Origin of the sequence: Clostridium sp. 10cd* (assembly GCF_044336395.1) — a bacterium.
GTDB classification, from domain to species: domain Bacteria; phylum Bacillota_I; class Bacilli_A; order Erysipelotrichales; family Erysipelotrichaceae; genus Clostridium_AQ; species Clostridium_AQ innocuum.
The window spans coordinates 1,613,748-1,626,754 of record NZ_CP172347.1 but is presented as its reverse complement, the minus strand read 5'-3'; the positions used below and the strand labels follow the sequence as shown (position 1 = coordinate 1,626,754).

Here is a 13,007-nt window from a genome sequence, read left to right as displayed (position 1 = left end):
CTATCCTAAGTTCCAGATATCACGGTCATAATCCTCAATCGTACGTTTGCTGGAGAAGAAGGAGCTGCATGCGATATTGTGCAGCATTTTCCGTCCCCAAAGCTTGCGGTTCTCATAATCCTTCAGCATCTGTTCCTTACATGCTATATACTCTCTGGTATCCAGCAGCGTCATGAACCAGTCCTTGTTCAGCAGCTCCTGATAAAAGCGATGCAGCGATTTTCGATCTCCTGTCGCAAGCATTTCCTCTCCGATCAGATAATCCACCAGCTCCTGCAGCAGAGCATCCTGTTCATAATAATCCCGTGAACAGTAATCTGCCTTTTCATAATGCGCAATGACCTCTTCACTGCTTTTTCCAAAGATATAAATATTGTCTTCCTCAACCAGATCGGCAATCTCCATATTGGCACCGTCCCGGGTTCCCAGCGTCAGCGCACCGTTCAGCATAAACTTCATGTTTCCTGTCCCGCTGGCTTCCTTGCTTGCCAGTGAGATCTGCTCGGATATGTCGCTTGCCGGAATAATCAGCTCCGCTTCGCTCACATTGTAATTTTCAATGAAGCAGACCTGCAGATACGGAGATACCCTGGCATCGTGTTCAATGATATCCTGCAGACAGAGCAGCACATGAATGATATCCTTGGCAATCGTATATGCAGGTGCCGCCTTGGCTCCGAAAATACAGGTGATCGGCCGCTTTGGCAGATTTCCTTTGCGAATTTCCTTCAGTTTATAAATAATCCACAGCGCATTCATCTGCTGGCGCTTGTATTCATGCAGCCGTTTGACCTGCGTATCGAAGATACTGTTGGGATTGATTGCCACCCTCTGCTTGTTGCGGATATGTGTACACCATTCCCGTTTCTTTTCCTGCTTAATGTCCTGCAGATGTGCAATGACGTCCGCATCCTGTGCATAGGCATGCAGCTCTGCAAGGCGCTCATCCTGCCAGGAATCCATATGCAGCAGCTCCATCAGATACGTATACAGCTGTGTATTGCAGGCATGCAGCCAGCGTGTAAAGGTGATACCATTGGTTTTATTGTTAAATTTTTTAGGATACAGCTCATAAAAGGCATGCAGCTCGCTTTGCTTCAGTATCTCTGTGTGCAAAGCCGCAACCCCGTTGACGCTTTTTCCAAAATGAATATCCATATGTGCCATATGCATGCGATTGTCCGCATCGATCAATGCCACACCAGCTGCACTGCAGCGCTGATCTGCTGCGGTATCCAGTGCCTGCAGAATGCCGCACAAATGCGGAACTACGGTTTCCAGATAGGACATCGGCCAGGTTTCCAGAGCCTCCGCCAGAATCGTATGATTGGTGTATGCACACGTTTTTTCAACAATGCGCACCGCCTCCTTCATACGGATTCCCTCCTGCATCAGCTGATATATCAGTTCCGGTATGATCAGAGATGGATGGGTATCATTGATTTGAATCACGGCATGCTCATACAGTCTGTGCAGATCATGCCCCAACTGCTTCTGTTCCTCCAGAATCATATGCGCACCGCAGGCTACCATGAAATACTGCTGGTAAATGCGAAGCAGTCTGCCCTGCTCATCACTGTCATCCGGATACAGAAACAGCGTCAGATTCCGTCGGATATCTGTTTTATCGAACTGAATGCCCTCTTTAACGATGCCCTCCTCAACACTTTCCACATCAAACAGATGCAGACGGTTCTTTTTCCCGTCAAAGCCGATAACATCCATATCATAGCGCACGGGCTGCAGGGTACAGCATGGAAGCTTAACCTGAAAATCAACCGGCACCCTTTCAAACCAGCTGACCGTGTCGATCCATGCGTTTGGCAGCTCTGTCTGCTTATGATTTAGAAAGCGCTGTTCAAACAGGCCGAAGTGATAATACAGACCGATCCCGTCCCCGCACAGATTCAGCTCTGCAATGGAATCCAGAAAGCATGCGGCCAGTCTTCCCAGACCGCCGTTACCAAGACTTGGCTCCTGCTCAATATCCTGTATTTCCTTCCATGTACAGCCATATTCCCCGACAAGAGTCTTTACATCCTCCAGAGCATGCAGATGAATCAGATTGCTTGTCAGCATTTTTCCCAGCAAAAACTCTGCGGAGATATAGTACAGCTTCCGCTTTGATACAACAGGCTCCAGCTTTGCCATCTGCTTGCGCACCGCACGGTTGATTGCCTTGTAAAGTGTCCCGGCAGTTGGCTTGCATCCCGCTGCATTTCGTATATCCTGAATCAGTTCCTGTCTCATGAACGTCATAAATTGCCTCCTTCACACAAATATGTAAGCGTTTATCATTTATCAATATTTTAACACAAATCACTAAGGAATACGTGAAGAATTTAAAAAAAGTACAGTTTTTTCAAATTTCTGTACTTTTTATTCATTTTTCTGTGAATTTCGTGCTATCCGCATCGTATGTATACCTGTTTTGTATGATAATCACAAAGAAATGGACGGATTCGCAAGATATGCCTGCAAATATCCCTCTGCCATATGATAGATATAGTCCCGTACATTGATTTCTCCGTTTCGGATACACCAGTAATAGATTACCCCCCTGCTCATAATCAGCAGCTCCTCCAAAAGCTTTTCGATATCCGTATCCGTTTTCAGACAGCACTCCCTCACCGCACGCTGCAAAAGACAGCGCAGACCGTCGGGCAGACCGCGTGCATTGGACGCAAAAAAGGTATTTCCATTGTCGATTTGCGCCTTGTACACATTTTTGATACTGTCAATCCCCATCGTTTCCGCATAGCCGCATTGCTCACACAGATACTGCAAAATCGCTTCCAGCGGCGGCAGCTGCCTGCAGACAGGCAGAATATCGTTCACGAAGACATCATCCACATCGCGGTACAGCTCCACAATGATGTCGGATTTCGTTTTAAAATGATGATAGAAGGCACCCACGGATATGTCCGCTTCTCTGCAGATCATGGATATGCTAAGCTCATCAAAGGTATGCTCACGCAGCAGTCCGGTGCATACAGTAAGTATATTGGAGCGCGTCTGCAATGCCTGTTCCTTCCGCGTTTGTTTTTTTTCCATCCAACTGACCTCCTGTGGGTAAAGCAAGATTCTGAAAATGCCGTAACGACGATTCGCCTCAAAAGCTTTCTCCGGTATCCTCTTCACCCGATTTCCAGTTGATTATATCATACCTGACACAGACATACAAATCCTTTCAGCGAATGTATTCGGTAAGTGTTGACAACGCTTACATTGCCTGTTAGAATGAAACTAGATATTGACCGAACGTATTCGGTAAGGAGGACTTTATGACACATCATCGAGAGTTGTTTCAACCAACAGGCATTGGCTCCTGTACATTGAAAAACAGGATTTCCATGGCACCCATGGGGCCTGTCGGGTATGCGGATTCCTTCGGCGGCTTCAACCAGCGCCTGCAGGATTATTACGTAGAGCGCGCAAAAAACAACGTTGGTTTGATCATCACGGGTATCTGCTCCGTCGATATGAGTATCGAGGGCATCCCCGCAAACGGTCTGCCATGCCCGACAAGCAATCCGCTTGCTTTCATTCACAGTACCTATAGCATGAATGACCGCATTCATGCATACGGCTCCAAGATTTTTCTACAGCTGACCGGCGGTCTGGGACGCAGTGCCCTGCCCGGCTTTACGGCAAAGCATATCGCTCCAAGTGAAAACACCAACCGCTTTGATCCGCGTATCACACATCGTGAAATGACCAAAGAGGAAATCATGAATCTGATCAGGCGCTTCATCGAATCTGCGGCGATTGCGAAAAAGGCAGGCTTTGACGGTGTGGAAATCCATGCGGTGCATGAAGGCTACCTGCTGGATCAGTTCGCCATTGCTTTGTTTAATAAACGCAGTGATGAATTCGGCGGCTCTCTGGAAAACCGTCTGCGTGTTGCCACAGAGATTGTCAGGGGAATCAAAAAGGTCTGCGGACCTGACTTTCCTGTATCGCTGCGCTACAGTCTGAAGAGCTGTATGAAGGGTCTTCGGCAGGGAGGTCTGCCGCAGGAGGAATACACGGAGGTCGGAAAGGATATCGAGGAAGGCATTGCAGCTGCGAAGATCCTGGTTAATGCCGGCTATGATGCATTGAATGTGGATGCTGGAACCTATGATTCCTGGTACTGGAATCACCCGCCGATGTATTTTGAAGACGGCATGTACCGCGAATTCGGAAGAATTCTGAAAAAAGAGGTCGACGTACCGATTATCTTAGCCGGGCGGATGGATGATCCGGATATGGCAGTGGAGGCATTGAAGGATTGCTGTGATATTATCAGCTACGGACGTCCGCTGCTGGCGGATGCGGAGTTCGCAGAAAAGGTCAGAACGGGAAGAACGGATGAAATCCGGCCATGTCTGGGCTGTCATGAGGGCTGTCTGGGAAGAATTGCCAATGGTCCGATTTGCTGTGCAGTAAATCCGGCGTGCGGACGTGAGGAAATTTACGGCATTACTGCAGCCTGTACAAAGAAAACCGTACTCGTTATCGGCGGCGGTGTTGCAGGACTGGAAACAGCACGGGTGTGTGCACTCAGAGGTCATTCTGTCATTCTGTGTGAAAAAAGCGATCAGCTGGGAGGTAACCTGATTCCCGGCGGTGTTCCGCATTTTAAACGCTATGACCGCAAGCTGATTTCCTATTACAAGCGTCAGCTGGAGCTGCTGAAGGTTGATGTCCGCTATCATCATGAGGTTACTCCGGATACAATCGACAGCTATCATGCGGATGTCATCGTATGTGCCAGCGGTTCAACACCGAGACATATGGAGGTTGAAGGACCTCTGCCAGTTGCGAGCGCGGACGAGGTGCTGCTGGGACAGAAAAACATCAGTGGCAATGTTGTCATCATCGGCGGCGGACTTGTCGGCTGTGAAACAGGAATCTGGCTGACACAGCAGGGCAGCCATGTCACAGTTGTGGAAATAGCGGATGAAATTCTGGGAGGAGCCGGTGCTCTGCCGCATATGAATCATTTCATGCTGGAGGATCTGATTACCTACCACAGGATCGATGTGCACACCAAATCCAGCGTAGTGAAATCTAGCGATGAGGGTGTTGTCATTTCTACACCGCAGGGTGAAAAGCTGCTGCCTGCGGACGGCATCATCACCTCTATCGGCTATATCGCAAACAACAGGATTTATGAGGAACTGAAGGATATGGATATCCCGGTATACAATATCGGAGATTCCAACCGGGTACATAATATCATGTATGCGATCTGGGATGCCTACGAGCTTGCAAGAAATATCTGATACAGTACAAAGAAAAACGGGTCAGTGCGACCCGTTTTTGCTGTTTTTTTTTCAGGACCCTACGATAATTTAGAAATCGTTTTATCCCAAGGCAACATCCATGATCATCATAATCAGAAACCCGATCATGACACCGTAGGTCCCGGCATGGGAGTGCGCATCCAGATTTGCTTCCGGAATCAGCTCCTCCACCACCACATAAATCATTGCCCCTGCCGCAAAGGACAGCAGCCATGGCATGGCGATGGTGGCCCCGCCGACGATAGCAACCGTGGCGATTCCTGCAATCGGCTCCACGATACCGCTCAATGCGCCGTAAAGAAATGCTTTCGCACGCGAGCAGCCCTCCTTGTACAGCGGTAAGGAGATGGCGGCACCCTCCGGAAAATTCTGCAGGCCGATTCCGATCGCCAATGCGATAGCGGCAGCCAGTGTTGTAGAGGCCCCCGCCGATGTGGATAAGGCAAAGGACAGACCGACTGCCATGCCCTCGGGAATGTTATGCAGCGTAACGGCAAATACCAGCATCGTCGTCCTCTTCAGGGAGCTTTTCGGTCCCTCGGGTTCATCGCTTCCCGGATGCAGATGCGGCAGCGCCTTATCCAGTGCCAGCAGAAACAGACCGCCTAACACAAAGCCGCCGCCTGCCGGAAGCCATTCCGGCATTCCCAGCTCCTTTGCCTGTTCCATGCTGGGAATCAAAAGACTCCAGACAGAAGCCGCAATCATCACACCTGCCGCAAAGCCGAGAAAGGCAGACTGCATTCCCTGCTTCATCTCCTTGCGGATCAAAAAGATTGTCGCAGCGCCCAGGGCAGTCATCAAAAATGTGAACCCGGTTCCAATCGCTGCCAGTATATATGGATTTGTAATTGTCATAAAATCACCCTCTTCTCTATTATTGTAGCTGTCTTTATTATAAAGGATACACTTTCTTTTCGCCATTCATATGTCTCGGGAATCCTGCGATTCATATCAAAATGATTTCTTATGCCATATTTTCCGTATATTCCATAGAGCTATTGACACGAAGCAATAAAACAGCCAAGCTTGAAGGATGCGTAATTTCTTATCCGGAAATGGACAGGATACATCTCATAAAGTCAAAAAAGGAATCGATATCATCGAAAACGGTATCGATCCCTTTTGCATGTATGTTTATCCCTTCAGCGATTCCCTGACTGAACATACACGCTTCCATTGTATGAAAATGAAACGCTACGCCTGCTTTTCCGCCATGGCAAAGTGATAGGACAACAAATCCTTTAACAGCTCAATCGAAGCATTCATCTGATCCTCATCCATCGTCTGAATGACCTTAAAATTCTTCAGCAGCATACTCTCATCCAGCTGATACTCCCTGCTTAGATATTTTGCCCATTTATCAGCATCCTCCATCTGTTTCATGGCGAGAACACCTTCACTGACGATAACACAGTGGAAATCTCCACGCTGTACCGGTACCGCCCATTTGATGAGACCTGCATGACAGGAATACACACATTCATGATCGATTTTTCTCGCATTCTCATATGTTTCCTCTGTACATTCCTCACACTTTTTCAAAGCCTTACTGCTGGATTTCAAACACTTGCAGAAATAATTTTTCTCCGAAGCACTCTGAATTACCGTATTGTCATATACCACATAGCTGCGCAGTCCGGTAATATTCTGATAATCCTTTAAGGCATGTTTGATGATTTCTTTTGTTTCCATTATCCATACTCCCTTTTCTATTGTTTATATAGTACAATAGTAGCATACTTCAGAAAAAACTTCCACAGGAAGGTGAAGAAACCTTATACTTTTGTAAACGTTTCCAGTTCCTGGAATCCCAGCCAGAGCTGCATGGCTTCTATGTTCTGGATTTCTGAATGCCGCAGCCATGTAAAGACGGCAGTATCCTTCCAAAAATGCATCGGTACCAGAAGATCGCAGGAGGCATATTGAAGAAAAGCCCGGGCTCCTTTCAGCGCACGCTCCTTCAATCTGGGATCCACCGGTAGGAAGGCAACGTCAAAATGCATCCCTTTGATGCTTTGCAGCTCCCGGAAATAGCGCTCCTTCATCTCTGCATGTTCCTGCGGCGTATTTTCATCGCCCCAGTCCCACCAGTTGAGATCACCGGCGTGATAGATGCAATTGTCCTCAGCTGTCACCAGAAAGGCAACACCCTCATCCGTAGAAGCAAGCGTGCGCACCTGCAGATCATTCACTGTATAGCACTTCCCTGCTTCCACCTGTATATGGGGATGCGCAGCTGCGATATCACTGGATAAAATCCATGTAATAGACGGGTGCTTCAGCTTAAAAATCCTGGTGCTGTAGTGATCGGCATGCGCATGACTGGCAAACACATACAGGGGCTTGTCCTCTTTCATCCTCGGCAGCGTGCCCCTGTAATAGTCAAACAGCAGATAACAGCTATCCAGCTCCACCAGAAAGCAGCTGTGTGTAATATAGCTTATGTTCATAAACAGATTCCCTCTTTTCATAAGGCTATCATAATGCACACAGCGCAGCTTTGCAAGTGATTCCCCGCTATATTCAACTTGTAAACGGAATCTGCATACACTATAATAATGGAAAAGAAAGGATCTGATATTATGGAGCTTAAAGAGATACAGACAAGTCAGCTGCACAGTGATGCGTTTACGATGATCGGAAAGGAATGGATGCTGGTCAGTGCCGAAAGGGACGGTGTTGTCAATACGATGACAGCCTCCTGGGGAGGCATGGGAATTTTATGGAACAAGAAGGTTGCTTTCGTATTTCTGCGTCCGCAGCGCTATACCAAGGAATTTATTGATCAGAAAGACTGCTTTACCCTTTCCTTTTACGATGAGGAATACCGCAAAACACTTTCCTATCTTGGCACGGTCAGTGGCAGAGATGAGCAAAAGATAGAAAAAGCCGGTCTGCATACCGCATTCATAAACGATGCACCTTATTTCACAGAAGCAAACACGGTGCTTGTATGCCGCAAGCTGTATGCGCAGGAAATGCGGGAGGACTGCTTCCTGGATGCCGCCTTGATTGAAAAGAATTATCCGCAGAAGGATTATCATACCATGTATGTCGCAGAAATTGAGCACGTCTATCAAAAATAACAGTAATAAAAAGCAGAAAGTATAAAAAGAGAAACAGCCTCTTTTCCTTCCTGCTTCTTATCCGTGTTGGGAATATACGACAGCATGAAAGCTGGATTACAGGAGAGATCAAATCGGTTCTCAATTGTATGACAGCTTCTTTTTTATAGCTAATAGGCTATACATCCCCGATATGAAGGAACAGTATAGTTTACCGACTTTTTTCATCCTATCCGGATTCTTCCTTTCAACCGATTTCAGCAATATAACCACCTGCTTATAAGGGAACATCGATTGCACATTGTGTATCATTGATAACAGGTGCACAATTCGTATAAGGATGCTATATGGTAATGGAAAATCCGTAAAGCCGCAATAAAATGAAGGAGCGGATAATCTTCTTCCTCATAGAATTCACTCTTCCTTTTCGCTTGAATCCCACTGCGTGTAGGAATGTGCATAAGAAATGCTTTTTTGATCCTTTTCTTTCCATGGCATTCACCAGGAAAAGAAAAAAACGATGCCATCAAGACATCGCAAAGCTTCTTACTGGTGTTCGATAATCACAACTTCCACTTTTTTCTCAGCCGGATGATAGTCGTAGGTGATTTTGGCAAGTCTGCTGTCACCAAGATGCTTTGTCAGCACCTCTGTGATATTCTGTGTCAGATGCTTCGTATCCTCTTCGCTGTCGCAGAAGTATTCGATCTGTGTTGTAATATGTTTTCTTGCGGACACATGTTTTGAAATCTCTTCCTGTAAACGCACTGTATGTTTCATAACCTATTTCTCCTTCATATTCCTTACTATCTTACCACGTTTTCATTATTAGAAAAAGTCCTAATTTTCGATAACGATGTCCTCCATAGTAAAAGATGCCTCCACGGAATTGAATTTGATGGTTCCTCGTGTAAAGTCAAAATAGGAATCGAACAGGTATCGATTGCCCTGATAGATGTTCACCTCATACAGCTCATACAGAAAGGATTCACTGGCCTGTGCATACAGATAACGCATGAGAACGGCAAGCTGCTTTTCATCAATGGCTTCCTTTACATCTATCCTTGCCTGCAGCGTATAGTCTTCCACATACGTATCCGTAAATGTGTAGGCTACCTGCGGCTTTTCGATATCCATTTCATACACCCCGTAGATTTTATTCTCACAGGAGGACAGATTTTCATCATAAATCAGATTCTCCGTTTTTGAATGGGAAGGCAGATTCAAATATCCCACCGGTTCCCCGTTCTTTATCAAATCCGTTTTCACAAAATACGGACTGTTATTTTCCACAATGACCGTCTGGACACCTTCGGCATATTCATAATCCTTTACCATACAGGTCAGGGAAACCTTCTCTTCCACCTCATGCTTGGAAATATTTCCACTCACAAAGCTGTCACCAATGTCCTCATTGTCTGTGAATGCCGAAGGCTCATCGCGAAAGGAGGTCATAGCGACCACAGCAACCGCAACCACGATACCGATAATCAGCAGCAGGCTGAACAGCTGAACCAAACGGATATTTTTCTGCGCCCCCCCTCCCTTGATATGCTCATAATACGGATGTCCGCCCTTTTCCATGCGCAGGCGCAAATTCTTCGCATTGGGATGATTATAGCGGTGCTCCCTTACACGCTCACTGTCATCGATGCGCTCCTTCTTTTCTTCAAACACGCCACTCTCCGCTTTTTTCGTATCAGCCGTGGTACGATACTTTGCGGCATCATACAGCGTATCCTCCTGACGGGAAGCTTCGTTGTATACCTTTGTTTTCCTTCCGCAAATCGGACAATATTCATCATTGCACTTATTTCCGCAATCCTCACAAATCCGTTTTCTACTCATCCCCGATATCCTCTCTCTCTATCAAAAGCCTATGCTATCGCTTGTGCATACAGCACGCAGACTCTGTAAAAGCACTGGTATTACTTTGTATAATTTTATCATATGTGGATAGGAAATAATAGAAATTTGTAAAAAAATCAGAGAGCACTATTAGCGGAATATTTACTACCTGTTACATTCAGTTTGGGAAGACCACTTCCGGGTATCTGTAGGATACTGCTTTGTATGCCACGCAGTCCGTATTTTTCGAAGGAATTCGCATATGATGGCATACCTTTGCGACTGTAAACACTTCTGTATAAGGAAAAGCATGGAGAATTTGTACGTAAAATCTGTTTTTTACATTCATTTCAGTATATAATATAGATAAGAACTACACACGAGAGGAGAATTCATATGAAACAGGTTATGTATGGAATCGAAATTGCAGATGTAAATGATTTTGGAGGCTGGGTTGGATATGAGCCGGTGAGAGAGGATGTCGCAAAGACACTGAATCATCACATGTATCTGTTCTTTCAGAACGAATATCATATCAATCAGTTTGCCGAAGGTCGTAAATTTGTCATCAATGTCAAGGATGATTCTCTGGAAAAGGTAATTGGTAATGCGCGTATTCTAAAGGCTATCGTGGAATATGGTACCCCATTGAGTATGAACGGCTATGAAATCAGTGCTCCGGCTTATGCAAGAAATATTGTGAAACCGCTGAGTAGAGCAACCGGCTTTATTCCGGAAAACACCATCTACACATTCTCCGATGCACATTACAAGGACATGAAAACAGATTTCAATTTTATTTCCGATCTTATGACACGTACATCCATTGAGGCTGTGGATATTCTGCTGGGCAGCATTTCCTTTGTGAATAAGAATCTGCTGTATCATTATCCGCATTATTTCATTATCGGTGACAGTCAAATCAAGGTACTGGATGACGATTATCAGATTGGCGGTTAAACGGGCTACGGCCCGTTTTATATTGAAAGGATGGATTTGATATGAACAGCGCGACAATCCGTACAGCGATTGCATCCATGGTTCTCGGCATTGTTTCTGTATCATTCTGTGTGCCTGCTATCCTGTTTTCCTTTTTCCGGTGGCTGCCGGGAATGCTGATTGTGCTTGTTTCTCTGGCTTGCGGAATTCTGGCTATTGTCATGGGAGCCAGAGCCAGAGTGCTACGTCCGGCAGGCAGAGCGATCGCCGGTCTGGTGCTGGGCATCATCGGTACCAGTATTTCGGGACTTCTGCTTCTCTGTCTTTTACTTTTGTGCATAGCTTTCTGAGCCGCTCTTTCCTGTCCGGCTCTTTTTTTCATACCGGAACATGATAAAATCAGTGTAGAGATAAAAAGGAGAGTGCGTCTTATGAAAACACGAATGGAACATGATTCCATGGGTGAAATCGCTGTGGAGGAAGATAAATACTGGGGAGCCCAGACACAGCGCAGCTATGAGAATTTCAAAATCGGGGATGAGAAAATCCCTCTGAGCATGATATGTGCCTTTGCACATCTGAAGCTGGCCTGCGCAAAGGTCAACTATGAGCTTGGCCGTATGGAGGAGCGTAAGCTGGATGCGATTGCCACTGCCTGTGATGAGATTTTATGCGGCAGACTGGATGCTCACTTCCCACTTTCTGTCTGGCAGACAGGAAGCGGAACACAGAGCAATATGAATGTGAATGAGGTCATTGCCAATCGCGGAAATGAAATTGCAAGGGAACAGCTGCTGCATCCAAATGACGATGTGAATAAGGGACAAAGTTCCAATGACACGTTCCCTACTGCTATGCATATCGCAGCGATTGAAGCACTACGTAAACAGCTGATGCCCCAGCTGGAGGAAATGATTCATGCTTTAAAGCGTCTGGAAAAAGAGAATCAGCATATCATCAAAATCGGACGTACACACCTGCAGGATGCGACACCACTGCGCTTTTCACAGGAAATCAGCGGATGGAGAGGCATGCTGGAGAACAATATCGATATGCTGCAGAAGGCAATCGATTCCCTGCGTAAGCTTGCCATTGGAGGGACGGCAGTCGGTACCGGACTGAATACCCCGCAGGGATTCGGCGATCTCGTCTGTGAAAGGCTGAGCGATCAGCTGGCTACTCAATTTATCAGCGACCCGAACAAATTCCACGCTCTGTCTGCGAAGGATGATATCTGCTTTGCCCATGGTGCGCTGAAGGCACTGGCGGCAAACTGTATGAAGATGGCAAATGATGTACGCTGGCTGGCAAGCGGGCCGCGTTGTGGTTTGCAGGAAATTCGGATACCGGAAAATGAGCCAGGAAGCAGCATTATGCCGGGAAAGGTGAATCCGACACAATGTGAAGCGATGACCATGGTAGCCGTACAGGTCATGGGAAATGATGCGGCCATCGGCTTTGCGGCCAGTCAGGGTAATTTTGAGCTGAATGTCTTCATGCCGGTGATTATTTATAACTTCCTGCAATCCGTCACCCTGCTCAGTGACGGTCTGCGCAGCTTCCGCATCCACTGTGTAGAGGGTATCCGGGCAAACGAAGAAAAAATGGCGGAATATCTGCAGCATTCACTGATGCTCGTTACTGCTCTGAATCCGCATATCGGCTATGAAAATGCCGCAAAAACAGCAAAAAAAGCCTATCAGGATGGGATATCCTTAAAAGAAGCCTGTGTGGCACTCGGCTTTTTGAGTGCGGAAGAATTTGATGCCTACGTCATAGCAGAAAACATGGTATAATGGGTTAGAGATTTATGACACCCGGAGAATGAAATATGAAATATTTCAATTCTACTATATAGGGT

Annotated in this window: 12 protein-coding genes; 5 read left to right on the top strand and 7 right to left on the bottom strand. The window is 46.4% G+C overall.

The features are described 5' to 3' along the window. Positions 1–2,259 (bottom strand): glycogen/starch/alpha-glucan family phosphorylase, encoded by a 2,259-nt coding sequence (gene glgP / locus ACG3M1_RS08010; protein WP_008819099.1) that lies wholly within the window; start codon positions 2,257–2,259, stop codon positions 1–3. Between the two features lie 183 nt (positions 2,260–2,442). Next, complete coding sequence (locus ACG3M1_RS08005) at positions 2,443–3,054, bottom strand: TetR/AcrR family transcriptional regulator (protein ID WP_009269456.1); 612 nt, start codon at positions 3,052–3,054, stop codon at positions 2,443–2,445. A 230-nt stretch (positions 3,055–3,284) separates the two neighbouring features. On the opposite strand from ACG3M1_RS08005, the gene ACG3M1_RS08000 reads away from it, so the two are divergent. Further along, positions 3,285–5,270, top strand: coding sequence for an FAD-dependent oxidoreductase (locus ACG3M1_RS08000; RefSeq protein WP_009269457.1), 1,986 nt, complete (start codon positions 3,285–3,287; stop codon positions 5,268–5,270). A gap of 81 nt (positions 5,271–5,351) precedes the next feature. On the opposite strand, the gene ACG3M1_RS07995 is transcribed toward ACG3M1_RS08000, so the two are convergent. The 3 genes from ACG3M1_RS07995 to ACG3M1_RS07985 form a co-directional block, all read right to left on the bottom strand. Further along, the gene (locus tag ACG3M1_RS07995; protein ID WP_008819103.1) at positions 5,352–6,149 is read right to left on the bottom strand and encodes a ZIP family metal transporter; all 798 of its coding nucleotides are present in this window, start codon (positions 6,147–6,149) and stop codon (positions 5,352–5,354) included. 339 nt (positions 6,150–6,488) lie between these two features. Continuing rightward, positions 6,489–6,986 carry a PocR ligand-binding domain-containing protein gene (locus ACG3M1_RS07990; RefSeq protein WP_002608327.1) on the bottom strand — a complete coding sequence of 166 codons (498 nt, stop codon included), beginning with the start codon at positions 6,984–6,986 and terminating at the stop codon, positions 6,489–6,491. 83 nt (positions 6,987–7,069) lie between these two features. Then, entirely contained in the window at positions 7,070–7,744 is a 675-nt protein-coding gene (locus tag ACG3M1_RS07985; protein ID WP_008819104.1) for an MBL fold metallo-hydrolase, read from the bottom strand. 132 nt (positions 7,745–7,876) lie between these two features. Here ACG3M1_RS07985 and ACG3M1_RS07980 point away from each other — a divergent pair, with 132 nt between their 5' ends. Continuing rightward, positions 7,877–8,380, top strand: a complete 504-nt coding sequence (locus ACG3M1_RS07980) for a flavin reductase family protein (RefSeq protein ID WP_008819105.1) — start codon at positions 7,877–7,879, stop codon at positions 8,378–8,380. Positions 8,381–8,905: 525 nt separating this feature from the next. On the opposite strand, the gene ACG3M1_RS07975 is transcribed toward ACG3M1_RS07980, so the two are convergent. Next, positions 8,906–9,139, bottom strand: coding sequence for a hypothetical protein (locus tag ACG3M1_RS07975; RefSeq protein WP_002608324.1), 234 nt, complete (start codon positions 9,137–9,139; stop codon positions 8,906–8,908). A 60-nt stretch (positions 9,140–9,199) separates the two neighbouring features. Beyond that, positions 9,200–10,207 carry a hypothetical protein gene (locus tag ACG3M1_RS07970; RefSeq protein WP_008819106.1) on the bottom strand — a complete coding sequence of 336 codons (1,008 nt, stop codon included), beginning with the start codon at positions 10,205–10,207 and terminating at the stop codon, positions 9,200–9,202. A 396-nt stretch (positions 10,208–10,603) separates the two neighbouring features. On the opposite strand from ACG3M1_RS07970, the gene ACG3M1_RS07965 reads away from it, so the two are divergent. From ACG3M1_RS07965 to fumC, 3 genes are all read left to right on the top strand, one after another. Beyond that, positions 10,604–11,167 carry a hypothetical protein gene (locus ACG3M1_RS07965; RefSeq protein ID WP_002608322.1) on the top strand — a complete coding sequence of 188 codons (564 nt, stop codon included), beginning with the start codon at positions 10,604–10,606 and terminating at the stop codon, positions 11,165–11,167. A gap of 41 nt (positions 11,168–11,208) precedes the next feature. After that, positions 11,209–11,496 (top strand): hypothetical protein, encoded by a 288-nt coding sequence (locus tag ACG3M1_RS07960; RefSeq protein ID WP_002608321.1) that lies wholly within the window; start codon positions 11,209–11,211, stop codon positions 11,494–11,496. A gap of 81 nt (positions 11,497–11,577) precedes the next feature. Next, positions 11,578–12,942 carry a class II fumarate hydratase gene (fumC, locus tag ACG3M1_RS07955; RefSeq protein ID WP_008819108.1) on the top strand — a complete coding sequence of 455 codons (1,365 nt, stop codon included), beginning with the start codon at positions 11,578–11,580 and terminating at the stop codon, positions 12,940–12,942. The last annotated feature ends 65 nt before the right edge of the window (positions 12,943–13,007 follow it).